Origin of the sequence: Rhizobium sp. BK313, assembly GCF_014193655.1 — a bacterium.
Classification (GTDB): domain Bacteria; phylum Pseudomonadota; class Alphaproteobacteria; order Rhizobiales; family Rhizobiaceae; genus Rhizobium.
On the sequence record NZ_JACHZQ010000005.1, the window covers coordinates 393,935 to 417,848 of the forward strand.

Sequence of the window (23,914 nt, forward strand, 5' to 3'; positions counted from 1 at the left end):
TTCACACTTTTCGGGATCATGCCTAGCGAACTGGATAAAACCGATGCTCGACGCCAGGAAACAGAATACCGATACGCTGAGAACGACGGACTGGTTCAAGACCGCGACCCGCTGGACGCAGTTGACGCTTGCCGAGGACGATCCGGAGAAATTCGATCCTGCCTTCTGGGTCGATGTCTTCAAGCGCACGAAATCCAACGCCGTCTGCCTCAGCGCCGGCGGTTATATCGCATACTATCCAAGCGACGTGCCCTATCACTATGTCAGCAAGTTCCTCGGCGACAAGGATGTCTTCGGCGCGCTGGTCGATGCCGCCCGCAAGCTCGACATGCACGTCATGGCCCGCGTCGATCCGCATGCGATCCATGACGATGCTGCCAAGGCGCATCCGGAATGGGTGATGATCGACGCCGACGGCAAGCCGCGCCGTCACTGGGCTTATCCGGATGTCTGGGTCACCAACGCCTATGGCGACTACAACACCGTCTTCATGCCCGAAGTGGTGAAGGAAATCGTCCGCAAATACGATATAGACGCCGTCTTCGCCAACCGCTGGCAAGGTCATGGTGTCGACTATAGCGAAGACAGTGCCCGCCGCTTCAAGGACATGTTCGGCCATGCCCTGCCGCGCGCTGCCGACGCCGAAGATCCGGCCTGGCAGGCCTGGCTGCAATGGCGCCGCCGGGTGCTGACCGACATGATCGCCCAATGGGACGACGCCGTGAAGGCGATCCGTCCGCATGCGAGCTTCATTCCCAATATGGGCGGCGCGTCGCTGATGGAATTTGATCTCTCGGTCATATCGAAGCACTGCCCCTTTCTCGTCGTCGACCATCAGGGCCGCCGCGGGGTGGAACTCGGCTGGTCGGCGGGGCGCAACGGCAAACGCATCCGCGCCACCTTCCCCGACCGCCCGGTCGTGCTGATCACCTCGATCGGCCCCGAGGAGGAGTATCGCTGGAAGGATGCCGTCACATCCGGTGAAGAGATGCAGCTCTGGATCAATGACGGCACGGCGCACGGCCTCTATGCTTGGTTCACCAAATTCAACGGGGTCGTCCCCGACAAGCGCTGGGTCGAGCCGGTGGCCGATGCCTTTGCCTTGCAGGCTGCTGTCGAGCCAGTCATCGAAAGCATGCATCCAACCGCGGAAATCGCCGTCATCGACCCCTCGACGACCCTGCGCCACTGGGCACCCGAGGAACGATCGAAGGCGGAGAAACACGATCTCGGCTTTTATCATGCCCTGGTCGAAGCCAAGCTGCCATTCGAGCTTCTCTCCGACCAGGTTCTGACGGAGGAAAACCTCGACCGCTTCAAGCTGATCATTCTCGCCAATGCCTCCTGCCTCTCGGATGCACAGAACGAAGCGATCCGCGTCTATATCAAACGCGGCGGCAGCATCATCGCGGCGCACGAGACGTCGCTGCGCGACGAACTCGGCAAGAAGCGCGGGGATTTCGGTCTCGCGGATGTCTTCGGCGCCAAGTTCATCTCCGGCCCGCGCGGCATCGTCAAGAACACCTATGTGGCGCTCGCCGGTGAGCATCCCCTCAATGCCGGCTATGAAGGTGCCGCCCGCATCATGGGTGGCACGCATCTGATCGCCGTCGAACCCACCGACAAGGCCGAAGTTCCATTCCTCTACGTGCCGGATTTCCCGGATCTGCCGATGGAGGAAGTCTATCCCCGCGAGGAGCCGCGGGGGGCCGCTGTGATCGCTCGCGTGACCGGTCATGGCGGCCGCTCGGTCTACGTTCCCTGGAACATCGGCGAGATATTCTGGGAAGTCATGGCCGTCGACCATGCGCGGCTGATTGCCAATGCCGTACGTTGGGCACTCGGCAAAACGCCGCGCGTCGCCGTCGAAGGTCCTGGCGTCATCGATCTGGCGCTGCGCGAAAACGTCGACGGTGTTGCGCTGTCGCTCTTCAACCTCACCAACCCGATGATGATGAAAGGGCCGATCCGCGACAATTTCCCGCTGGCAAGCCAGACAGTTTCACTCGAAATTCCCAGGGGTAAATCGGTGGCGAAAGCCTGGCTGGTGGTTGCCGACCGCGCCGCCGCCTTCAGCATCAAGGATGGCCGCGCCGTGGTGGACGTGCCCGGCATCGACCGGCTGGAGGTCGTGCATCTGACCTGGAAATGAGGTTTGGGACATAAATTCGAGACTTTGCCTTCGGCCTGCAAGGCCGGGGCAAGCGGTGATCCGACGAAGCGCCGGGGAGGGCGCTTTCAACGGGAGGAGCAGGCCGATGCTCGGCTATATCGTCAAGCGCATTCTCTACATGATACCGACCTTGATCGGCATGTCGCTGATCTCGTTCCTGATCATCCAACTGCCGCCCGGCGATTACCTGACCTCGATGCTCGCCACCATGAGCGACAGCGGCCAGACCGTCGATCCTGCGCAAATCGAGCGATTGAAGCAGATCTACGGCTTCGACGATCCCTTCTACATTCAATACCTGAAATGGATCTGGGGTATCGTCAGCCGCGGTGACTTCGGCTGGTCCTTCGAATGGAACCAGCCTGTCGCCGGCCTGATCTGGGCACGCATGGGCTCGACGCTGGTGATTTCGCTCCTCAGCCTGCTCTTCGTCTGGGTCGTATCGCTGCCGATCGGTATCTATTCCGCCGTGCGCCGTCATTCGATCAGCGATCACGTCTTCACCTTCCTCGGTTTTATCGGCCTCGCCGTGCCTAACTTTATCCTGGCGCTGACGCTGATGTATGTCGCCTACAAATATCTCGGCCAGAGCGTCGGCGGCCTGAGCTCGCCGGAATATGCCGACGCGCCCTGGAGTTTCGCCAAGGCCGGCGATTTCCTCGCCCATCTCTGGATCCCGATCATCATCATCGGCGCCTCGGGAACCGCGGCCTTGATCCGAATCCTGCGTGCCAACCTGACCGACGAACTGCACAAGCCCTATGTCATCACCGCCCGCGCCAAAGGGCTGCCGGAATACAAGGTCATCCTCAAATATCCGGTGCGCATCGCCCTCAACCCCTTCGTCTCGGCGATCGGTTGGGTGCTACCGCATCTCGTCTCCGGCGTGACGATCACAGCCATCGTGCTGAACCTGCCGACTGCCGGCCCCCTGCTCTTTCGGGCGCTGGTGTCGCAGGACATGTATCTGGCGGGCAGCTTCATCCTGCTGCTCAGCGCGCTGACGCTCGTCGGCATGCTGGTCTCCGACTTGCTGCTTGCGCTGCTCGACCCGCGCATCCGGTTCAATTGAGGAGCGGCGGTCATGGGTAAGCAAGAGACATTCGGAAGCAAGACAGGCGGAGCCAAAGTCGGGCCGGTCCTCGTTCTCGCCGATGGGCCATCGATCAGTCCGCTCCGGCAGGACAAGACGGTCTCGACGGCCGCCGTTGGTCCCTGGCGGCTGATCGCCGGCAAGTTCTTCCGCCAGAAGGTCGCCGTCACTGCCGGGATCATTATCCTGATCCTCTATCTCATCGGCCTGTTCGCCGAATTCCTGGCCCCCGCCCTGCCCGACACATCGCGGCCGCAATATACCTACGCCCCGCCGCAGGGCCTAAGTTTCTTTACAGCTAAGCCGGATGGCAGCTCGGAGTTCAATTTTCACGTCAAGGGCTACACCATCGCCATCGACAAGGTGGCGCTGCGCCGCACCTTCGTGGTCGACGATAAGAAGGTCGTGCCCGTCGGCTTCTTCGTCAAAGGTCCGGCCTATAAACTCTGGGGCCTGATCCCGATGAACCGACATCTGATCGGCCCGATCAATCCCAACGACCCGATGTATCTGCTCGGTGCCGACAGGCTCGGCCGCGACGTCTTCTCGCGGCTCATCTACGGCACGCGCGTCTCCATGTCGATCGGCCTCGTCGGCGTCGCCGTCTCGCTCATCCTCGGTGTGGTGCTGGGCTCGATCTCCGGTTTCTACGGCGGTTGGGTGGATACCCTGATCCAGCGCGTCATCGAAGTGGTCAGCGCCATGCCGACCATTCCGCTCTGGCTCGGCCTTGCCGCAGCCATCCCGCTCACATGGTCGCCGGTGACGGTCTATTTCGTCATCACCTTGATCGTCTCGCTGCTCGGCTGGACAAGCTTGGCCCGCGAGGTCCGCGGCCGCTTTCTGGCGCTTCGCAGCGAGGATTTCGTCACAGCCGCCCGCCTTGACGGATCGAGCGAGGCGCGGCTGATCTTCCGCCACATCCTGCCCTCGCTGACGAGCCACATCCTCGCGGTCGTGACGCTCGCCGTGCCGACGATGATCGTTGCCGAAACCTCACTCTCCTTCCTCGGCATCGGCCTGAAGCCGCCGGTCGTCAGTTGGGGCGTGCTGCTGCAGGATGCCCAGAATATCCGTACGGTCGCCACCGCGCCGTGGCTGCTGATCTGGCCTGCTTTGGCTGTCGTCGTCGCCGTGCTGTCCTTCAACTTCTTCGGCGACGGCCTGCGCGATGCGGCCGATCCCTACGACAACTGAGGAGGAGACCATGGCGACGCTTGCCGACGATGTCGTGCTTTCCGTTGAAAACCTGTCGATCGATTTTCGACTGCGTACCCATATTCTGCACGCGGTCGAAAAGGTCAGCTTCGAGCTGAAACGCGGCCAGACGCTCTGCCTGGTCGGCGAAAGCGGCTCGGGCAAGAGCGTGACGGCGCGTTCGCTGCTGCGCATCGTCGACAGGCCCGGCGAAATCGTCGGCGGACAGATCCTGTTGCGCAACGGCGCCGAGATCACCGACGTCACCGCGCTCAACCCGTCGAGCCGCCCGATGCGCGCCATTCGCGGCCGCCGCATCGGCCTGGTCTTCCAGGAGCCGATGAGCTCGCTTTCGCCGGTGCATACGATCGGCTCGCAGATCGTCGAAGCGGTCCGCCTGCACAGCGATCTCGACAAGTGCGCCGCCATGCAGAAGACGATCGAGCTGCTTGCCCAGGTGGAAATTCCCGACCCCCAGAAGATGGCCGATCGCTATACGTTCGAATTCTCCGGCGGCATGCGCCAGCGTGCCATGATCGCCATGGCCTTGGCCGGCAATCCCGATATCCTCATAGCCGACGAGCCAACGACGGCACTCGATGTCACGACGCAGGCGGAAATCCTTGACCTGATCAAGCGCCTGCAGGTCAGCCGCGGCATGGCGATGCTGCTGATCACCCACGACATGGGCGTGGTGGCGGAGGTGGCCGACGAGGTCGCCGTCATGCGCTTCGGCAGGATCGTCGAACGCGGACCGGTCGATGCGATCTATCATGCGGCAAAGCATCCCTACACCAAGCAACTGCTCGCTTCGACCTTGAAGCTGACGCACCATCAGGAAGGCAAGGTCCCCGCCATCGCCAAGGCGGCGGAGAACCCGCAGCCGATCCTTTCCGTGCACAAGCTCTCGAAAGTCTATGGCTGGGCGGGGCGCAACTCGAAGCCGCTGCGCGCCGTCGATGACGCCAGTTTCGACCTCTATCCCGGCGAAAACCTCGGCATCGTCGGCGAAAGCGGCTCCGGCAAGACGACGCTCGGCCGGCTGATCCTGCGCACGGTTGAACCCACCTCCGGCTCGGTCACCTTTCGCGGCAATGAGGGCCGGGAGATCGACGTCACCAAACTCGGCAAGCGCGACCTTCGGCATTTTCACCGCGAGGTTCGCCTTGTTTTCCAGGACCCCTTCGCCTCGCTCAATCCGCGCCTGACGGTGAAGGAGGTGATCGGCGATCCCCTGGTCGTCAACGGCCTGGCCAAGGGCAAAGCGCTGGAGGCGCGCGTAGCCGAGCTGATGAAACTAGTCGGCCTCGATCCGATGATGATGGAGCGCTATCCGCACGCCTTTTCGGGTGGCCAGCGCCAACGCATCGGCATCGCCCGCGCACTCGCGCTCGACCCGAAGATCATCATCGCTGACGAAGCGACTTCGGCGCTCGATGTCTCGATCCGCAGCCAGATCCTCGACCTGCTGCTCGATATCCGCCAGCGACTGAACCTCAGCTTCCTGTTCATTTCGCACGATATTTCGGTGATCCGCTATTTCTGCGACCGGGTGGCCGTCATGCATCGCGGCAAGATCGTCGAGATTGGCGAGGCAGAACAGATTTGCACTGCGCCGAACGAGGCCTATACCAAGAGCCTTATCTCCGCCGTTCCCAACCCCGATCCGCGCGACAAGCGCATGCTGCACCGGCAGCGCTTCAACGCACCCGCTCTTTAAGGACAAAATACGTGCCGAAATTTTCCGCCAACCTCTCCTTTCTCTATCAGGACCTGCCGTTTCTGGATCGTTTTGCTGCTGCCGCGAAGGATGGCTTTATGGGCCTCGAATATTTGGGACCCTATGCCGAACCGAAGGAAAAGGTAGCCGATGCCTTGAAGGCCAACGGCCTGACACAAGTGCTCTTCAACCTGCCATCGGGCAATTGGACCGGCGGCGAGCGCGGTATCGCCTGCCTGCCGGACCGCGTGCAGGAATTCCGCGATGGAGTGGCCGCCGCGCTCGATTATGCGGCGGCACTTGGCTGCAAGCGGCTGAACGTCATCTCCGGCCTCGTCCCCGAAGGCGCCAATCCCGAAACGTTGGAACGCGTACTGGTCGACAATCTCCGCTATGCCGCGCCGCGGATGGCCGATGCCGGCATCAAACTCTTGATCGAGCCGATCAATCTCCGCGACATGCCAGGCTTCCTGCTGTCGACCACCGATCATGCCGAGCGCATCCTCGAGAAGGTCGGCTCCGACAATCTCTATATCCAGTATGATTTCTATCACATGCAGATCACGCAGGGCGATCTGATCCGGACCTTCGAACGATTGAAGGATCGCATCGCCCATGTGCAGATCGCCGACAATCCGGGCCGCAATGAACCGGGCACGGGCGAGATCAACTACGGCTTCATCCTCAATGAGCTCGACCGCCTCGGTTACGACGGCTGGGTCGGCTGCGAATACAAACCCAAGGCCGGCACTACGGAAGGTCTCGGCTGGATGAAACCCTACCGGACGTGAGGATCCCACGATGATCAAGGAGACGCCGCTCTAGCCCGGAACTCCCTTAAGGAAACGACGACCCCCAAGACCGACTGACACTGAACCGAAGCCAATCTTCGGGCGGCGAAGCTTTGCCCGACAGAACGATTGAAGAAGGACCCGACCATGCTCAAACACGATATTCAACTGCCCTACGGCGCCGTTTATTTCCGCAAATCCAATCCGCCGCAGGCCGATTGGGAACGCGACTACAAGGTCGCCGGCGAGGACGGACTCAACATCTTCCGGCACTGGTTCATGTGGAGCGCGATCGAGGTGGCGCCCGGCGTCTACGATTGGGCAGAATACGACCGCCAACTCGATCTCGCCGCGCAGAATGGCATAAAGACCATTATCGCCGAACTCATCCATGCCGTCCCGGACTGGGCGGTGCGCAAATACAAGCATGCCCTGCAGGTCAACGCAGATGGCTCCAAGCTCGGCTCCTATATGGGCGTCTCGGCCGCGACCGGCGGCTTTTCCAACAATGGCGGCGGCGCCGGCGCGCTGACGCTGAGCTGCCCGGAAGTGAAGGAAGCCGCCGGCCGCTTCCTGACCGCGCTCGCCACCCGCTACAAAGACCACCCCGCGATCTACGGCTACGACGTCTGGAACGAATGCAACTATTCGGCGGATGTCGACTACAGCGACTACGCCAAGGCTGCCTTCCGCAAATGGCTGGAGAAGAAATACGGCGACTTGAAAATGCTGGCGCTCGCCTGGCATCGCTATAGCTACGCCGAATGGGACGACGTCGAACCGCCGGTTCACATGGCGCCTTATCCGGAATGCATCGACTGGCTGAAATTCAAGCGCGACAATTTCTATGACCAGATGCAGTGGCGCATCGACACCATCCGCGCAGTCGACCCGAAGAACGTCATCGCCGCGCACGGCATTTCCGGGGCCATCCCGATCATGGCCTCCAACGGCTGCGACGACTGGCTGGCCGCCTCCAAGGTCGAGGTCTATGGCTTCACCTGGGTTCAGGCCCGCAAGGGCAGCGAAGCCTGGAAGAACTGGTACGGCGTCGACATCAACCGCGCCGCCGCCCGCGGCAAGCCCTTCTGGCATGCCGAGCGCCAGGGCGGGCCGCTATGGCTGCAGCCGCAGGTGATCGGTCGCGACAAGGAAGACGGCCGCGTAGTCGATCCCGAGGATATCCGCCTCTGGAGCATGACCTCCCTTGCCGGCGGCGCTCGCGGCATCCTCAATCTGCGCTGGCGGCCGCTGCTCGATGGACCGCTCTTTGGCGCCTTCGGTTCCTACGCCATGGACGGCTCGCGCACACCGCGCTCCGATATGGCAAGCGCCATGGCGAAATGGGCGAATGAACCGGCGCAGGCCGCCCTTTGGGAGGCGAAACCTGTGCGTGGCGAGATCGGCATTCTCGTCGTGCCGGAAGCGCAGGAATTCGAATATCTGTTGAGCTACGACCGCAAGGAAAAGCCCTATCCGGAAGCCATGTGGGGCGCCTACCGCGCCTTCCTCGAAAATGGCGTTCAGCCGGACTGGGTGCACATCGATGATATCGACGCCTATGACCTGCTCTATTTCCCCTATCCGATCATGTTCACCGCCGAGCAAGCGGCGCGGCTGACTGCCTGGATCGAAAGGGGCGGTACGCTGATATCGGAGGCCTGCCCCGGATATTTCGGCGATCGCGGCCATGTCGGCACCGTGCAGCCGAACATGGGCCTCGACAGGGTATTCGGCGCGCTGGAAGACGAAGTCGAGTTCATGCCCGACATCGGCGACCGTATCCATTTCAAGCTGGATGGCGCAGCCGTCGACGGCGGCGGCCTGCTGCAGTCCTATAGGCTCGCCGGCGGCACGGCTCGCGGCAATTTCGACGACGGACGCCTAGCCGTGGTCGAACACCGCTTCGGCAAGGGCCGCACATTGCTGATCGGCACCAATCCTTCCGTCGCCTACTATCGCACTGAAGGTCGCGCGAACGGCGCCTTCTTCGCCGCACTCTTTCGCTGGAGCGGCAAAGAGCGGCACGTAACGCTCTCCAATGCCACTTTGTTTGCACGCATCCACAAAGGGGAAAAGGGGAGCTTCCTCTGGCTGGTCAATCCGACCCGCACCGCGCAGACGACGGAAGTCGAACTCGCCGTTGGAACGCTTGGCTTTGGTAAGGCTGTCTGGCCAGTCGGTGCGGCGCATGGCGGCGGCCGCGTAGAAGTTCCGGCGCGTGACGTGCTGATCCTGCCGTTGGGGTGATTGGTCAATTGGGGGATGGCCAGGCGAGTGCGATTGCGTCGCACTTATGGGCCTGACCATCCTCAAAATTACAGCAGCTTCTCCAGCGTAATCGGCAGTTCGCGTATCCGCTTGCCCGTCGCATGGTAAACCGCATTGGCAATCGCCGGCGCAACGCCAACGATCGCCAGCTCGCCGACCGCCTTGCCGCCGAGCACAGAAGCATGCGGATCGGGGATGCCGACGGAGATCACTTCGATGTCGGGAATATCGGCATTGGTCGGCACGAGGTAGTCGCCGAGATTGTTGTTGATGACGCGGGCGTAGCGCTCATCGACGATGCCCTCTTCGAGCAGCGCCTGGCCGATGCCCATGATGATGCCGCCCTTCCACTGGCTTTCGGCAAGCTTCGGATTGTAGAGCCGGCCGGAATCGAGCGCCGAGACGACGCGTGAGACGCGCACGGTGCCGAAATCCTCATCGACGCGGACTTCGATGAAGTGCGCGCACCAGCTATGCAGCGAATATTCGCCGTCCGTCGGCGACAGCATGGTCGCGACGGTCGAGAAGTTGCGGTAGTGATCCGCTTTGCTCTGCTTGTCTTCCGGCAGGGTGTTGCGCAGCACCTCGATCTTGTCGCGGCCGATTTGCCGCAGCAGTTCGGCAATAGCGATGCCATCGCCGCCGTCACGCGGCGGCAGAATGCGGCCTTCCGAAACGGTCAGCGTATTGGCCTGCAGATCTCGGAGCGGCGAATTGGGATCGTTAATTGCCAAGCCCACCAGCTCGTCGCGGGCAGCGATCGCCGCCTTGTAGACGGCACCGGTCATCAGATTGGCAAGCTGCGAACCGCCGGCGACGGGCGCGCGTGGCAACGCGGAATCGCCAAGCTTGACTCGGATCTGCTCGACCGGAATGCCGAGCGTTTCCGCCGCCGTCTGCGCCAGGATCGTATAGGTCCCCTGGCCCATGTCGATGCCACTGCTCGCCACTTCCGCCGATCCGTCGGCGAGGATACGCACCAGCGCTTCGCCCGGCGTGCGGCGCACCGGATAGGTGCCGGCACCCACACCCCAGCCAATCAGATGTTTGCCGTCACGCATGGAGCGTGGCGCATGGGAACGCTTCGCCCAGCCGAAAGCCTTCGCGCCAGCATCGAAAGCCTCGCGCAACTGCCTTGTCGACCAGGGCTTATCTGCCTCCTGATCTCGCTCGGCATAGTTCCTCAGCCGGATTTCCAGCGGGTCCATCCCGAGTTTATAGGCAAGCTCGTCCATGGCGCTTTCAATGCCCCAAGCGCTCGGATTTTCGCCCGGAGCCCGCAGCGCCCCTGGCGTCACCGTATTCACTCGCACGACATTCTGCCGCGACAACAGATTGGGCGTCGCATACATGATCGCCGTCACGACACCGAGAGGCTCGACCGCCATGCCATCCATCGAGGTTTCGTTGGCGCTGTTATGGACGATGGACAGCAGCTTGCCATCCTCGGTCGCACCGAGCGCGATCGTCTGGCGTGTGCCCGGCCGGCCGCCGAAAGAGGTGAAGGTCTGCGGCCGGGTGATGACCAACTTCACAGGGCGGCCAACCATTTTCGCCGCCATGACGCCGATCGCACCATGCGGAAGTGCAAATGCTTTCGAGCCGAAGCCGCCACCGATGTAGGGCGAGATCATCCGCACATTCTCGAAGGAAATGCCGAACCATTCGGCATAGGTGCGCGCCATGCCGTCGATCCACTGGCTCGGCTCCCAAAGGATGAGCTTGTCGCCGTCCCACTTGGCGATCAGCCCATGCGGCTCGATCGGCACGTTGTATTCGCGCGGCGTCTTGTATTCGGCCTCGAACTTGACCGGCGCTGCGGCCAAAGCTGCCGCAGCATCGCCCCATTCCTTGGTCATCGGATCGAGCGGCAAGCCTTCGCCGCCCTTGCTATCCTCAAGACTGAAGATCGCCGGCGTTTCTTCATAGGTGACTTTGATCAACGCTGCGGCAGCCGTCGCCTGTTCGAAGGTCTCGGCAACAACGGCGGCGACATGCTGGCCGCTGAAGGCAATCTCGCGCAGCAACGGCCGATAAGGACCTTCCGGGCCGGGCGTATCCATCCAAGTGGTTGCCGAATTCAGCGCCATCTGATTGTCCGGCGTCAGCACCAGCAGAACGCCTGGTGCCCTTTCTGCAGCCGAAGTGTCGATGCCGGTGACACGGCCGGCGGCGATCGTGCTTTGCACCATCACCGCATGGGTCAGCCCCTCGAGATCATGCTCGACCGCATAGTCGGCCTCACCTTTGATCTTCGCGGTCCCATCCAGACGGGACAATCGTCCTCCGAGCGCGCCGTCGGCAGCGCCATACTTTCTGGTCTCCATGATGGTCATGCCAACGCCCCCATCATCAGGATGGCACGCTCGACGACACGCGGCGCAAGCGCGATCTTGTAATGATTGGCGCCGAGATCGACAGCGCCTTCGACGGAGAGCAGGCTGGCGCGCTTCACCGCCGCCGCATCAAGCACTTGGCCCTTCAACGCTTCTTCGACTGCGCGGGCACGCCACGGCTTGGTGGCGACACCGCCAAGTGCGACCCTGATATCGCGGATCGTCCTGCCGTCCGCCTCCAGTTCCAGTCCGACGGCGGCGCTCGCCGCTGCGAACTCGTAGGATTGACGGTCGCGGACCTTGAGATAGGTCGAACGGCGAGCGGCGGCGGATGCCGGAATGGTGATCGCCGTAATCATCTCGCCCGGCTCGATCGCATGTTCCCGCTCGGGCGTCGTTCCCGGCAAGATGAAGAAATCATCGATCGCGACCTGGCGGCTGCCGAGATGCACGACAGCATCGAAAGCCACTAGAGCGACAGCGAGATCGCCGGGATTGGTGGCGATACAGGCCTCGCTCGTGCCGAGAACGGCATGATTGCGCGTGACGCCGCCAATTGCCGAACAGCCGGAACCGGGCGCGCGCTTGTTGCAGGCGGGAAAGGTCGCCGGATCGCGGAAATAGGGACAGCGCGTGCGCTGCATCAGATTGCCGCCGATCGTCGCCATGTTGCGGATCTGCGCCGAGGCCGCAAGCGACAGCGCCTCGGAAACGGCCGGGAATTGCGCCTTGATATTGGCGTCGTCGGCGACACGGCTCATTTTCGCCAGCGCGCCGATCGTAACTCCTTGATCAGTAAGAGTGATCGCATCGAAACCGGCAAGGTGGCTGATATCCACGACTGTCTCGGGCTCGGCAACGCCGCATTTGGCGAGATCGAGTAGCGTCGTGCCGCCGGCAAGCAGCATGGTGGCGGAAGAGGCCGCAGCTTTCCGGGCTTCATCGATCGAGCCGGCGCGGAGGTAGGAAAACTCTTTCATCGGGCAGCCTCCGCCGCTTCGCGCACGGCCGCGACGATATGCGGATAGGCACCGCACCGACAGAGATTGCCGGCCATATATTCGCGGATTTCATCGTCGGAGCCGGCATGGCCCTCGCGGATGCAGGCGACCGCCGACATGATCTGTCCCGGTGTGCAATAACCGCATTGGAAGGCGTCATGCTCCAGGAAAGCCGCCTGCACCGGATGCAGATCACCGCTTTCTGCCGCCAGCCCTTCGATCGTCGTGACTTTGCGGCCCTCGACCTGGGCGGCCAGCGTCAGGCAGGAGAGCACGCGTTCACCGTCGACATGGACGGTGCAGGCACCACATTGGCCCTGGTCGCAGCCCTTCTTGGTGCCGGTCAGACAGAGATGCTCGCGAAGGGCATCGAGAAGCGTGACACGCGGATCGAGCGAAAGCTCGTGCTCGTGTCCGTTGATATCGAGATGGACGGTAGTCATCAGGTCACTCCCTATTCGGGTCATCACTTTGCAATCATAAGATTCTGCCAGTCATGACATCCGTTCTTGACGTCAGCCTGACCGGCGCCAGGTAATCAGGATACAGCGCTTTCGCCGGCGGGTGCGGCGTGTGGTAGGACGCCTGGGTGAGACCGCGCTTTTACCGTCGTTGATGCTCCGATCAGACAGCAATGGCGTCTTGGCCCTTTATGCGATAACAATCCTCTGGTACTCCAAATTAAACGGAGGCGCCTCCGTTTATTATCCTAGAGACTTGTTCGATATCGTCAAGTCGCAATCCGCATGGAGCGAAAATTGGCTTCCAGGCCGTCGTCAGAGCTGAAGGACGAAACGCCGCTAGGCGCGAAAACCCTACGCGCGGATGCACGGCGCAATCGTGACAAGCTTATCGAAGTCGCCGCTGAAGCCTTCGCCAATCACGGCACCGCCGCTTCGCTCGAAGACATTGCGCGGCGTGCCGGCGTCGGCGTCGGCACGCTCTATCGCCATTTCCCGACCCGCGAACACCTGGTCGAAGTCGTCTATCGTCACGAGGTCGAGGCGCTCTGCAATGCAGCCGAAGAGCTTTCACATGAGCGTACGCCGGATCAGGCGCTGGAAGAATGGATGCACCGCTTCGTCGGCTACATCGCCACCAAGCGCGGCATGGCCGATAGCCTACGCATCCTGCTCAACAGCAATTCCCAACTCTTCGCCGACAGCTACGGCATGGTGCCGATCGCGCTCAGGGGCCTGATCGAACGGGCAGTGGCCGACGGCTCGATCCGTGCCGACGTCGACAGCACCGATGTGCTGCATGCGCTGTCGGGCACATATTCCATGCCGAATTCACCGGAATGGCGCGACCGCTCCCGCCGCCTCGTCCGCCTGCTGATGGACGGCCTGCGCTGGGGCGCACCGAAAACGCAGGTGCCGCAGGGGACCTGATAATCGGCAGGATGCTTCCTATATCCTTTCAGCAAGCACCCCAATTCCCGCAATCATGGAGCAATCCCATGTCCGAAAAGCTGGTCAAGATTCCCGGCCCCGATCACCCCATAACGATCGAGAACAAGCAGGCCCATATCACCGTTTCGGTCGCCGGCAAGGTCATCGCCGATACGCGTGAAGCGCTGTCCCTGAAGGAAGCTTCCTATCCCGCGGTCATTTACGTGCCGCGCAAGGATGTCGACATGTCCGCTCTCAAGAAAACCGACCACGCCACCTACTGCCCCTATAAGGGCGATTGCTCCTACTACAGCATCCCCGTTGGTGGGGAGCGCTCGGTGAATGCGATCTGGACCTACGAAAATCCCTATGCCTCCGTTAGCCAGATCAAGGATTACATGGCTTTCTACCCTGACCGGATCGACGCCATGAAAATTGACGCTTAAAGAGCCAACCCGCTTCCGCTATCGAAAACATAGACCTGATCGGCATTAACGGTGACCTTCAATTGCTCGCCGTAGCGAACCGGGGCTTCACCGTCGACGACAGCCGTCACCTGTTCGCCGGCAAGCTCGAAGAGCACGTGGGTCTGCGCGCCCGTTGGTTCGACCAGCATCGTCTGGCCGGTGAGCGGCGAGCCGTTGCCCGTCAAACTAAGATGTTCGGGCCGAAGGCCGATCTTCACGCTCTGGCCGGACCTGACCTTGCGCGCGCTGGCAATACGCACCTGCGTGCCATCCTTCAGCCGCACAGACGGTGAGCCGTCAACGCCGTCCACCACGCCGTCAAGAAAATTCATGGCCGGCGAGCCGATAAACCCGGCGACGAAGAGATTGGCCGGCTGGCGGTAAAGCTCGATCGGCGTGCCCTGTTGCTCGATTTTCCCCTGGTTCAGCACGACGATGCGGTCGGCGAGCGTCATCGCTTCGATCTGATCGTGGGTGACGTAAATCGAGGTCGTCTGCACCTTCTGATGCAGCGCCTTGATCTCGGAGCGCATCTGCACGCGCAGTTTGGCGTCGAGGTTCGACAAGGGCTCATCGAACAGGAAGACGGCGGGGTTGCGCACGACGGCGCGGCCCATGGCGACACGCTGGCGCTGGCCGCCGGAGAGCTGCGCCGGCTTGCGGTCGAGCAGCTTGGTGAGGTCGAGCATGCGCGCGGCCTCGTTGACCCGCTGCTCGATCACTTGCTTGGTCTCGCCCGACAGCTTCAGATTGAAGCCCATGTTCTGCGCGACCGTCATATGCGGATAGAGCGCGTAGGACTGGAAGACCATGGCGATGTTGCGTTCGCGCGGGGTCAGCTCGTTGACGACCTGGCCCCCGATCGACACATCGCCGTCGGTGATTTCCTCGAGGCCGGCAATCATGCGCAGCAGGGTCGACTTCCCGCAGCCGGATGGCCCGACGAGGGCGATGAACTCGCCATCGCCGATTGCCAGCGAGACATCGTGGATGACCGGCAGCGCGCCATAGGCTTTGTGAATGTTGTGCAGTTCGACGGATGCCATGCTTTTTTTTGCTCCGGTAGGGCTCAGGATTTCACGGCACCAGCGGTGAGACCCGCGATGATGTGCTTCTGCGCCAGGAAGAAAACGATGATGGTCGGCATTATGGTCAGCGTGATGAAAGCCAGCACCAGTTCCCATTCTGTGCCGAATTCACCGCTATAGACCATCATGCCGAGCGGCCAGGGATAAATCGAGTCCGAATTCAGCATGATCAGCGGCAGGATGTAGCTGTTCCAACTGCCGACGAAGGAGATGATGCTGACGGTGGCGACGATCGGCCGGGAGAGCGGCAGCGAGATGTGCCAGAAGAAGCGGATATAGCCGCAACCGTCGACGAAAGCCGCCTGAAACAATTCTTCCGGAAGGTTGCGAAAATAGTTTCTGAACAGAAGAATGCTCATGCCGAGGCCGAAGGCCACCTGCGGCAGCACCACGCCCCAATAGGTGTTGAGCAGGCCGAGATCGCGGATGCGGATAAACAGCGGCAGGATCGCGGTGGCCGCCGGGAACATCAAGCCGATCAGGAAATAATTCAGCAGGAAGTTCGAGCCGAAGAACTTCACATGTGCGAAGGCGAAGGCTGCCATGGCCGAGACGGTGACCGTCAAGAACACGGTAAGGACGGCGATGATCAGTGAGTTCATCATCTGCCGCCAGTACCGGTCGCCGAAGAGGATGCCGGAATAGTTCTCGAAATGCCACTCGGCCGGCAGGCCGAAGGGATTGGTTCTGAGATCGCCCAACGACTTGAAACCGCCGAGCGCCGTTGTCAACAGCGGGATCAGCACGATGGCGGCGATGATGGTCAATGACACGTAGAGATAGATCTTCGTGCCGGTGCTCAGTCGAACGGATGAGGCCATATCAGTCATTGCGCATAAATATCCGTTTGTAGCCGAAGGCGAGGGTGACGCAGATGACGAACAGCACCACGCCGACGGCGCTGCCGAGGCCAACCTGCATGCGGGTGACGCCGAAATTGTAGAGGAAGGTCACCATCGTCTGCGTCGAGTTGAATGGTCCGCCACCCGTGAGCGGCATGATCAGATCGAAAAGCTGCAGCGAGCCGACGACCGCGAAGAAGACGGACAGGCGTAATGTTGAGCCAAGCAACGGCAGGGTGACGTATCGGAATTTCTGCCAGCCGGTGGCGCCGTCGATTTCGGCGGCTTCGAGCACGCTCTTGTCGAGGGATTGCAGGCCGGCGATGAACAGCATCATGTGGAAGCCGAAATATTTCCACACGATCACCGCCAGCACCGCGTACATCGCCAGATCCTTGTCGGCGAGCACGTAGGGCGTAGCGACGCCGAGAAAATGCGAAATCGCGGCAAACAGGCCGTAGTCGCCGTCATAGACGAAGCGCCAGATCAGGCCCGCGGCCACTTCTGCCAGCACATAGGGAAGGAAGAAGATCAACCGATAGAGCACGACGCCGCGAATGCGGTTCGCCAGCATCGTCGCGAGCCAGATGGCAAGCGGTACCTGAATGGCGATCGAGACCAGGATGATCAGCGCATTGTTCTTGAGCGAGGTCAGGAAGGCGCCGTTCTTGAACAGAACCTCGAAGTTGCGCAGCCCGATGAATTCCGTCGGCGGGCCGTAGCCGTTCCATTTGTAAAGACTATACCAGGCGGCTTCTCCCATCGGCAGGATGACGAAGATGGTAAAAAGCAGAAGCGCTGGCGGAAGGAACAGCAGGATGACGGGCATGCGGCCGCGCGCAGCGGGGCTCTTGCGTCGCGTCGTTGACATTGATTGTGCGGCGGGCCGGATAACGGTCGTTGCGCTGATGTTCGTCATGAACGATCCTGATACTCAGAATGCTGGAAAGAATGGCGCCGACGGCAAGACCCGCCGGCGCCCGCTGTTTGTTAGAGCTGATCCTGCTCGAAGGCGTCCTGGACCTGCTGTGCGCCGTCCTTCGGGGTCATCTGGCCTGAGACGATGCCGACCGAGATGTCGTTGACGACACGGCCGACGGAAGGGCCGAGATCCTGGTCGAAGAAGTTCTGGTGCCAGGTCGAATGGGCCAGTTGCTCGGCCGATTCGTGCATCAGCTCGCTCTTGACGCCGTCTTCCGAACCGATCGTCACCGGAATGATCATACCGGCTTGCGCCATGATGCGTTCATTGTCCGGATTGGTCAGATAGGCGAGGAAGTCGAGCGCTTCCGGCGGAGCCTTCTTGGTCACGGCCCAGCCGTTCAGGCCGCCGAGCGTATCGGTCGCGAGACCCGCGCCGCCGGTGACGGCCGGGAAGGCGAAGTGGCCGATATTGTCGTCAGCCAGCCCCTTGCCGTCGCCGGCATTGGTGCGCTGGTTGGCGGCGGTGTTTTCGAAGCCGAGGATCATCGCGGCCTTGCCGTCACCGAAGACGCCGAGCGCCTGTGGCCAGGTGGTGCCGAGATAGCCGGGCTGGAACGGATCGAGCTTGCCGAGATCCGCGAGCTGTTCGCCCGCCTTGATGATCGCCGGATCGTTGAAGCCGTTGCCTTGGCCGTTCTTGGCAGCGGTAAAGACCTGCTGGCCGCCGTCGCGCATCACCAGATAGCTCCAGTAGAAGTGGATCGGCCACTTCTCGCCGCCGCCGCCGGCGATCGGCACGATGCCGGCAGCCTTGATCTTCTTGACGGCTGCCAGATAATCGTCCCAGGTCTTGATGGCTGTCGCATCGACGCCGGCCTTGGCGAAGAGCGCCTTGTTGTAGAAGAAGGAAACGGTGCCGAGCTTGAATGGTACCGCGCTGATCTTGTTGTCGAAGGTCAGGCCTTTGATGGCAGCCGGATTATAGGTCTTCAGCCAGGCGCCGCCATTGGCGTTCATCGCGGTGGTCAGATCCATCAGCGTGCCGGTTTCTTCCTGCTGCTTCAGCACACCGCCGCCCCAGCTATAGAAGAAATCCGGTGCGTCGTTCGATTGCAGCAGCGTCGGCAGTTTGGCCTTGAAGGCCTCGTTTGCCAGGAACTGCATTTCGATCTTTACGCCCGGGTGCTTGGCTTCGTACTGATCGGCGATCTTCCGCCAGATGGCGATGTAATTCGGATCGAGCTCCAGATGCAGCCACTTGACGACCGTATCTGCGGCCGCGCTCGTAGCGCCGGCAAGGATCGCAAGCCCCGTGGCAGCAGCAATGGCGGCGATACGCGCACCGCGAAGGGCTTTCGCCCCACGTTCATACAGCATGATTTTATCCTCCCAAGGGAACAAGAGCCTCAGATAATTTTTCCCTTATGCGGATTAATTCAACGGAGCTTTGCTGAAATGTCAACCACCGTTCCTAAAATTTCGGCAGCGCCGCCGGGAAACGGCTTGACATAAGGCATCAACCATAGCCTATTTAATTCGCATCCCGTCAAAAATATCAGGCCGTCGCCGAGCGGAATACTCAATCGGCAACATTCTCATGAAAACAGCAGACCCGGAGCTTATGCGGGCGATAAACCGCTTCAACGTGCTGGATACGATCCGGCGGGCGGGGTCGATCGCACGCATCGAAATCAGCGAACGTACCCAGCTTTCGACCACCACGGTATCGGCGATCACTGCTTCGTTACTGGATGACGGCCTGATCCTGGCGCGTACCGAAGGCGACCTGCGTGAAGCAGCGGCCCGTGGCCGGCCGCGCGTCATGCTGGAGCTCAATCCGGACGCTGCCCGCGTCGTCGGCGCGAAGATCGCCGCCAATCGCATGGTCTTCGTCGTCGCCGATTTCCGCGGCGAAGTGCTGTCGACGCTGACGCTCGCCCTTCGCGTCGACCGGCAACCGATCAGCGTCATCGCCGACTTGATTGAGGATGGCGTTCGCCGCTGCGTGGTCGATGCCGATCTGGCGCTCGATGAAATTGATTCGGTCTGTCTCGGCCTGCCGGGCGTCATCGAACACCGCACCGGCCATGTACGCACCAGCCCGATCTTCCGCGAAAGCGGCGTCGATTTTGCTAAAGAGATGTCCGAGCGGCTGGGCGTCACCGCCATCGTCGAGAGCGATGCGCATGCCATCACGCTGGCGCATCACTGGTTCGGCGAAGCGAGAGATCTCGACGATATGGTGCTGGTGTCGCTGGAACAGACGCTCGGCCTCGGCGTGCTGCATGGCGGCCAACTGTTCCGCGGCGCCGGCGGCTTGAGCCACAATCTCGGCGACCTCGCGCTCGGTATCGGGGCGCAGGGCACGATCAGGCTTGCGAGCCTGGCGGGCGAAAGCGCCATTCTCGGCGACCAGCCGAGCGGCGGCCGCTTTGCCGAGGCCATCCGCCTCGGCCGCGGTATGGCGCATGCGAAGACATTGATTGCAGCCGAGGACAACACGCTGATCAGCGCGGCGATCCGGGCCGGCGAAGCCTGCGGCATGGCGCTTGCCAATATCGTCACCTTGTTCGCGCCACCACGCGTTATCCTCGTCGGATCGAGCCTGGCGCTTGGCCAGCCCTTCCTCGACAGCCTCCGGGAGGCCTATTCCCTGGCGATCCCACCATCGATCAAGGGCGTGACCGAACTCGTCTTCGACCAGTCGACGGACGAAACCTGGGCGCAGGGTGCGGCCGTGGTCGCACTGCGCGAACTCTATGAATCTCCTTGGGGAACGACAGGGCCGGCACCGGCACTTTGACCCGCAAGGTATGCACAGACACTTCATTTGGAGAAAGTTTATGGAAAAGGTCGGCATTGGCATCATTGGTTGCGGAAACATTTCCGGCGCCTATCTCACTGCGATGAAATCGTTCCCCATTCTCGACATCAAGGGGGTCGCCGACCTCAATCGCGAACTCGCTGAAGCCAAGGCCGCCGAATTCGGCCTTAAGGCCGTCGACGTAGCCGCGCTCTTCGCCGACCCGACGATCGAGATCATCGTCAACCTGACCATCCCGAAGGCGCATGTCGCCGTCGGCCTGCAGGCGCTCGATGCCGGCAAGCACACCTATTCGGAAAAGCCGCTCGGCATCAACTTCGCCGAAGGCAAGAAACTCGCCGACGCAGCAGCGGCCAAAGGTCTGCGCATCGGCGCTGCCCCCGACACCTTTCTCGGCGGCGGCCATCAGACGGCACGCGCCGTCATCGATGAAGGCGCGATCGGCATTCCTGTCGGCGGCACCGCCACCTTCATGTGCCCGGGCCATGAGCGCTGGCACCCGAATCCGGCTTTCTATTACGAAGTCGGCGGCGGCCCGATGCTCGACATGGGTCCCTACTACATCACCGACCTCGTCAACCTGCTCGGTCCGGTTTCCCAGGTCGCCGGCTTTGCCGTGACCCCGCGCAAGGAACGCATCATCACCAGCGAGCCACGCAACGGCGAGCACATCCCGGTGCATGTCCCGACCCACGTCGCCGGCGTGATGGCCTTTGCCAACGGCGCCGTGGTACAGATCGGCATGAGCTTCGACGTCGCCGGCCACAAGCATGTGCCACTCGAAGTCTACGGCACCGAGGGCACGCTGATCGTCCCCGATCCGAACCGCTTTGCCGGCCCGGTCGAATACCTCAAGAAGGGTGGCCAGTTCGAGGAACGCGAAGTCACCGCGCCTTATGCCGACGGCAACTACCGCTCGCTCGGCGTTGCCGACCTGGCGCATGCCATTCGCTCCAACCGGCCGCACCGCGCCAATGGCAGCCTGGCATTGCATGTGCTCGAAGTCATGGAAGCTTTCCAGACCGCATCCGATACCGGCCGCACGGTCGCCATCACCACACAAACCGAACGTCCGGCCCCGCTTTCCGAATCCCTCGTGGACGGCAAGATCGGCCGCTAATTGAGCTAGTTCAGGAGAACCATCATGCGTGAAGCACTTATCGTCTGGGGCGGCTGGAGCGGCCACGAACCGCAGGAATGCGCCCATATCATCCGCGACATGCTGCAGGAGGACGGCTTCAAGGTCTACCTCGAAAACAGCACGGAAGCCTTCGCCGACCCGTCGATCCATGACTTGAGCCTGATCGTGCCGATCGTCACCATGTCGAAGATCGAGAAGGAAGAGGTGAAGAACCTCGCCGCTGCCATCGAAAGCGGCGTCGGCATCGCCGGCTATCATGGCGGCGCGGGCGACTCGTTCCGTGAAAGCGTCGAATACCAGTTCATCATCGGCGGCCAGTGGGTTGCCCATCCCGGCAATATCATCGACTACACGGTCAACATCACCAAGTCGGACGATCCGATCATGGAAGGGATCACCGATTTTCCTTACACGTCCGAGCAGTACTACATGCATGTCGATCCGTCGAACGAAGTGCTGGCAACCACGACCTTCACCGGCGATCATGCCTATTGGATCGACGGCGTCGTCATGCCGGTCGTCTGGAAGCGCAAATACGGCAAGGGCCGCGTCTTCTATTCCTCGCTCGGCCATCAGGCCAAGGAATTCAACGTGCCGCAGATGAAAACCATCTTCCGCCGCGGCGCCAGCTGGGCAGCACGGTAACGCCCGCCCCATCTTTCCGAAGAGGTTTGCTCTCTTCCTGGTCTTCTCCCCGCGCGCGGGGAGAAGACGTCACTCTTCGACGGGCTCAGGAAGCCCTCGCGGGTTTCAAACTTCAGTCTCCGGCGTCGAGCCGCGTGTTCGAACCGACATCCTTCCAAATTTCCAGATCGTCGAGCAGCCGCTGCGCATGTTGGCGGACGGCGTCGATTGCGTCATCGCCCAATTGAAGCCTCAGCGGCATGTTCTCGCTCGCCAGTGCAATGTCGATCGCGGCGGCGGCTTTCAAAGGATCTCCGGCCTGGGTTCCGTCCATATCGCGCATTACCTTTCGGACTCCAGCGAGCGCTTCCCGATAGGCGTCATGACTTGGCATGAAACGCTCACCTTGGCTGACAAGCGATGTTCTGAAGGCGCCGGGCTCGACGATGAGCACCCTGATCCCGAACGAAGCGACTTCCTGGGCGAGCGCTTCCGAATAGCCTTCCAAGGCAAATTTTGTCGCGGAATAGGCTCCGACGCCCGCGAAGGACATCTGGCCTCCCATGCTGGAAATATTGACAATCGCGCCTCTTGCCTTTTCCCGCATGTGTGGCAGCACTGCGCGAGTGACAGCCATGGCACCGAAGAAATTTGTCTCCATCAGCGCGCGGATTTCTGTCTCGGGCGTTTCCTCCAGCGCTCCGACAATTGCATAGCCTGCGTTGTTAATGAGGACGTCTATGCCGCCGAACTTCGCAATGGCGGCCGTAACCGCCTGCTCTGCGGCGCCGGTCCGGGTCACATCGAGTTCGGCCACCAAAAGCCGGCGGTCACCTTCGGCCTGCAGCGACTGAAGTTTTTCCGTCGCTCTCGCGGTGGCAACGACATTATAGCCTTTCGAGAGCGCATATTGAGCATATGCGAGGCCAAATCCGGACGAAGCGCCGGTGATGAACCATGTGGGAGTTGACGTGGACATAGCGGTGATTTCCCAAGCGGCTGATGTTGATAGCCACTATATCCGCGCCTGATAGATTGATAATATGGTTCTATCCGCACTCCTTATGCGATAGAATTCATGAATGGACCGCGATCTCCTTGCTCATTTGCCGGTATTTCTTGCGGTGGCACGCCAGGGCAGTTTCGCCGGTGCGGCTGCGGAGCTTAGCTTAAGCCCCTCCGCCGTGAGCCACGCGATCCGCATGGTCGAGTCGCGGCTTGGCGCGACATTGTTCGCTCGCACCACCCGGAGCGTCGCGTTGACGGAAGCCGGAAACCATCTTCTGGGCATAATCGGGCCTGGGTTCTCTCAGATCGAAGACGGGCTTGATCAATTTCGCGCAAACACTGGCAATGTAACGGGTGTGCTGCGTCTCAACGTCCCTCGGACGGCGTTGGCGTTGGCAATCACACCGGTTATCATCGAACTCTCGCAGCGCTTCCCCCAGCTGACGGTGGAAATCGCCATCGACGATGCATCGGTTGATATCATCGCCCGCGGTTTCGACGCCGGAGTACGGCTGGGAGAAATGATCGCGCAGGATATGGTCGCCACGCGTTTGACCGCTCCCTTCAAGATGATCCTGGTCGCGGCGCCGGATTATTTGGCCCGAAAAGGCGAGCCGCGAGCCATATCGGAACTCGCAAATCACAACTGCATCGGGTTTCGGCAAATCACTGCGGGCAGCCTCTACGACTGGGAACTAAACGACGGTGGCACTATGGTCTCTGTCGCCGTCAGGGGAAGCTCGATCGTTACCGATGCCACCTATGCCAAGGAACTTGCCCTGGCGGGCGTCGGCATCACCTATCTCATGGAACCCCTGGCGAGAGCGGAAATCGAAAGTGGAATATTGACGCAGCTACTGCCTGAAACTGCAATCGAAGAGCCTGGTTTGTTTCTATATTATCCAAAGCGCGCCGCCACCGCACCCAAGCTCCGCGCATTTATCGACGTGGCCAAATACATACTGAAGTTTCGTTCCGGTGACCGCACATCGTCCGCGAACCCTTCAACTCGGTAGGGGAAGA

Annotated in this window: 20 protein-coding genes; 12 read left to right on the plus strand and 8 right to left on the minus strand. The window is 61.3% G+C overall.

The annotated features are described in order from the left end of the window. Window positions 1-43 precede the first annotated feature (43 nt). The 6 genes from FHT86_RS25355 (at window position 44) to FHT86_RS25380 (ending at window position 9,224) form a co-directional block, all read left to right on the plus strand. Window positions 44-2,152, plus strand: a complete 2,109-nt coding sequence (locus FHT86_RS25355; protein WP_133708901.1) for an alpha-amylase family protein — start codon at window positions 44-46, stop codon at window positions 2,150-2,152. 106 nt (window positions 2,153-2,258) lie between these two features. Next, the gene (locus tag FHT86_RS25360; RefSeq protein WP_133708900.1) at window positions 2,259-3,245 is read left to right on the plus strand and encodes an ABC transporter permease; all 987 of its coding nucleotides are present in this window, start codon (window positions 2,259-2,261) and stop codon (window positions 3,243-3,245) included. Between the two features lie 12 nt (window positions 3,246-3,257). Beyond that, window positions 3,258-4,463 (plus strand): ABC transporter permease, encoded by a 1,206-nt coding sequence (locus FHT86_RS25365; RefSeq protein ID WP_133708899.1) that lies wholly within the window; start codon window positions 3,258-3,260, stop codon window positions 4,461-4,463. Window positions 4,464-4,473: 10 nt separating this feature from the next. Then, complete coding sequence (locus FHT86_RS25370) at window positions 4,474-6,183, plus strand: ABC transporter ATP-binding protein (protein WP_133708898.1); 1,710 nt, start codon at window positions 4,474-4,476, stop codon at window positions 6,181-6,183. 11 nt (window positions 6,184-6,194) lie between these two features. Beyond that, window positions 6,195-6,974 carry a 2-oxo-tetronate isomerase gene (gene otnI, locus FHT86_RS25375; RefSeq protein ID WP_133708897.1) on the plus strand — a complete coding sequence of 260 codons (780 nt, stop codon included), beginning with the start codon at window positions 6,195-6,197 and terminating at the stop codon, window positions 6,972-6,974. Between the two features lie 147 nt (window positions 6,975-7,121). Continuing rightward, entirely contained in the window at window positions 7,122-9,224 is a 2,103-nt protein-coding gene (locus FHT86_RS25380) for a beta-galactosidase (RefSeq protein ID WP_133708896.1), read from the plus strand. Window positions 9,225-9,292: 68 nt separating this feature from the next. On the opposite strand, the gene FHT86_RS25385 is transcribed toward FHT86_RS25380, so the two are convergent. From FHT86_RS25385 to FHT86_RS25395, 3 genes are read right to left on the minus strand one after another with little or no spacing between them, the layout of a single operon-like run. Continuing rightward, window positions 9,293-11,581, minus strand: a complete 2,289-nt coding sequence (locus FHT86_RS25385) for a xanthine dehydrogenase family protein molybdopterin-binding subunit (protein ID WP_133708895.1) — start codon at window positions 11,579-11,581, stop codon at window positions 9,293-9,295. After that, window positions 11,578-12,561 (minus strand): xanthine dehydrogenase family protein subunit M, encoded by a 984-nt coding sequence (locus FHT86_RS25390; protein WP_133708894.1) that lies wholly within the window; start codon window positions 12,559-12,561, stop codon window positions 11,578-11,580. Before FHT86_RS25390 ends, FHT86_RS25385 begins: the two co-directional genes overlap by 4 nt. Further along, entirely contained in the window at window positions 12,558-13,025 is a 468-nt protein-coding gene (locus FHT86_RS25395) for a (2Fe-2S)-binding protein (protein WP_133708893.1), read from the minus strand. Before FHT86_RS25395 ends, FHT86_RS25390 begins: the two co-directional genes overlap by 4 nt. A 303-nt stretch (window positions 13,026-13,328) precedes the next feature. Here FHT86_RS25395 and FHT86_RS25400 point away from each other — a divergent pair, with 303 nt between their 5' ends. Together FHT86_RS25400 and FHT86_RS25405 are read left to right on the plus strand one after the other, a co-directional pair. Next, entirely contained in the window at window positions 13,329-13,973 is a 645-nt protein-coding gene (locus FHT86_RS25400; protein ID WP_133708892.1) for a TetR/AcrR family transcriptional regulator, read from the plus strand. A 68-nt stretch (window positions 13,974-14,041) separates the two neighbouring features. Continuing rightward, the gene (locus tag FHT86_RS25405; RefSeq protein ID WP_133708891.1) at window positions 14,042-14,419 is read left to right on the plus strand and encodes a DUF427 domain-containing protein; all 378 of its coding nucleotides are present in this window, start codon (window positions 14,042-14,044) and stop codon (window positions 14,417-14,419) included. Here the strand turns inward: FHT86_RS25405 and FHT86_RS25410 are convergent. The 4 genes from FHT86_RS25410 to FHT86_RS25425 form a co-directional block, all read right to left on the minus strand. Then, window positions 14,416-15,486 carry an ABC transporter ATP-binding protein gene (locus tag FHT86_RS25410; protein WP_133708890.1) on the minus strand — a complete coding sequence of 357 codons (1,071 nt, stop codon included), beginning with the start codon at window positions 15,484-15,486 and terminating at the stop codon, window positions 14,416-14,418. The two genes, FHT86_RS25405 and FHT86_RS25410, sit on opposite strands and share 4 nt — an antisense overlap. A gap of 23 nt (window positions 15,487-15,509) precedes the next feature. After that, on the minus strand, window positions 15,510-16,358 hold the full coding sequence (locus FHT86_RS25415; protein WP_133708889.1) for a carbohydrate ABC transporter permease: 849 nt from the start codon (window positions 16,356-16,358) through the stop codon (window positions 15,510-15,512). Beyond that, window positions 16,351-17,241, minus strand: a complete 891-nt coding sequence (locus FHT86_RS25420; protein WP_409527623.1) for a carbohydrate ABC transporter permease — start codon at window positions 17,239-17,241, stop codon at window positions 16,351-16,353. The genes FHT86_RS25415 and FHT86_RS25420 overlap by 8 nt, the downstream gene beginning before the upstream one ends. A gap of 119 nt (window positions 17,242-17,360) precedes the next feature. Then, on the minus strand, window positions 17,361-18,671 hold the full coding sequence (locus FHT86_RS25425) for an ABC transporter substrate-binding protein (RefSeq protein WP_133708887.1): 1,311 nt from the start codon (window positions 18,669-18,671) through the stop codon (window positions 17,361-17,363). A gap of 220 nt (window positions 18,672-18,891) precedes the next feature. Here FHT86_RS25425 and FHT86_RS25430 point away from each other — a divergent pair, with 220 nt between their 5' ends. From FHT86_RS25430 to FHT86_RS25440, 3 genes are read left to right on the plus strand one after another with little or no spacing between them, the layout of a single operon-like run. After that, the gene (locus tag FHT86_RS25430; RefSeq protein WP_133708886.1) at window positions 18,892-20,097 is read left to right on the plus strand and encodes an ROK family transcriptional regulator; all 1,206 of its coding nucleotides are present in this window, start codon (window positions 18,892-18,894) and stop codon (window positions 20,095-20,097) included. A gap of 40 nt (window positions 20,098-20,137) precedes the next feature. Further along, window positions 20,138-21,238, plus strand: a complete 1,101-nt coding sequence (locus FHT86_RS25435) for a Gfo/Idh/MocA family protein (RefSeq protein ID WP_133708885.1) — start codon at window positions 20,138-20,140, stop codon at window positions 21,236-21,238. Window positions 21,239-21,262: 24 nt separating this feature from the next. Then, window positions 21,263-21,904: a ThuA domain-containing protein gene (locus FHT86_RS25440; RefSeq protein ID WP_133708884.1), complete on the plus strand. Its 642-nt coding sequence runs from the start codon at window positions 21,263-21,265 to the stop codon at window positions 21,902-21,904. A 112-nt stretch (window positions 21,905-22,016) separates the two neighbouring features. Here FHT86_RS25440 and FHT86_RS25445 read toward each other — a convergent pair whose 3' ends face one another. Continuing rightward, complete coding sequence (locus tag FHT86_RS25445; RefSeq protein ID WP_133708883.1) at window positions 22,017-22,862, minus strand: oxidoreductase; 846 nt, start codon at window positions 22,860-22,862, stop codon at window positions 22,017-22,019. A 103-nt stretch (window positions 22,863-22,965) separates the two neighbouring features. Between FHT86_RS25445 and FHT86_RS25450 the strand changes: the two genes are divergently transcribed. After that, entirely contained in the window at window positions 22,966-23,907 is a 942-nt protein-coding gene (locus tag FHT86_RS25450) for a LysR family transcriptional regulator (protein ID WP_133708882.1), read from the plus strand. Window positions 23,908-23,914 lie beyond the last annotated feature (7 nt).

Bases quoted from the DNA above. Each gene is read 5' to 3' on its own strand.
- FHT86_RS25355 (WP_133708901.1), top strand. From the start codon at position 44: ATGCTCGACGCCAGGAAACAGAATACCGATACGCTGAGAACGACGGAC.
- FHT86_RS25360 (WP_133708900.1), top strand. From the start codon at position 2,259: ATGCTCGGCTATATCGTCAAGCGCATTCTCTACATGATACCGACCTTG.
- FHT86_RS25365 (WP_133708899.1), top strand. From the start codon at position 3,258: ATGGGTAAGCAAGAGACATTCGGAAGCAAGACAGGCGGAGCCAAAGTC.
- FHT86_RS25370 (WP_133708898.1), top strand. From the start codon at position 4,474: ATGGCGACGCTTGCCGACGATGTCGTGCTTTCCGTTGAAAACCTGTCG.
- FHT86_RS25380 (WP_133708896.1), top strand. From the start codon at position 7,122: ATGCTCAAACACGATATTCAACTGCCCTACGGCGCCGTTTATTTCCGC.
- FHT86_RS25385 (WP_133708895.1), bottom strand. From the start codon at position 11,581: ATGACCATCATGGAGACCAGAAAGTATGGCGCTGCCGACGGCGCGCTC.
- FHT86_RS25390 (WP_133708894.1), bottom strand. From the start codon at position 12,561: ATGAAAGAGTTTTCCTACCTCCGCGCCGGCTCGATCGATGAAGCCCGG.
- FHT86_RS25395 (WP_133708893.1), bottom strand. From the start codon at position 13,025: ATGACTACCGTCCATCTCGATATCAACGGACACGAGCACGAGCTTTCG.
- FHT86_RS25400 (WP_133708892.1), top strand. From the start codon at position 13,329: ATGGAGCGAAAATTGGCTTCCAGGCCGTCGTCAGAGCTGAAGGACGAA.
- FHT86_RS25405 (WP_133708891.1), top strand. From the start codon at position 14,042: ATGTCCGAAAAGCTGGTCAAGATTCCCGGCCCCGATCACCCCATAACG.
- FHT86_RS25410 (WP_133708890.1), bottom strand. From the start codon at position 15,486: ATGGCATCCGTCGAACTGCACAACATTCACAAAGCCTATGGCGCGCTG.
- FHT86_RS25415 (WP_133708889.1), bottom strand. From the start codon at position 16,358: ATGACTGATATGGCCTCATCCGTTCGACTGAGCACCGGCACGAAGATC.
- FHT86_RS25420 (WP_409527623.1), bottom strand. From the start codon at position 17,241: ATGTCAACGACGCGACGCAAGAGCCCCGCTGCGCGCGGCCGCATGCCC.
- FHT86_RS25425 (WP_133708887.1), bottom strand. From the start codon at position 18,671: ATGCTGTATGAACGTGGGGCGAAAGCCCTTCGCGGTGCGCGTATCGCC.
- FHT86_RS25430 (WP_133708886.1), top strand. From the start codon at position 18,892: ATGAAAACAGCAGACCCGGAGCTTATGCGGGCGATAAACCGCTTCAAC.
- FHT86_RS25435 (WP_133708885.1), top strand. From the start codon at position 20,138: ATGGAAAAGGTCGGCATTGGCATCATTGGTTGCGGAAACATTTCCGGC.
- FHT86_RS25440 (WP_133708884.1), top strand. From the start codon at position 21,263: ATGCGTGAAGCACTTATCGTCTGGGGCGGCTGGAGCGGCCACGAACCG.
- FHT86_RS25445 (WP_133708883.1), bottom strand. From the start codon at position 22,862: ATGTCCACGTCAACTCCCACATGGTTCATCACCGGCGCTTCGTCCGGA.
- FHT86_RS25450 (WP_133708882.1), top strand. From the start codon at position 22,966: ATGGACCGCGATCTCCTTGCTCATTTGCCGGTATTTCTTGCGGTGGCA.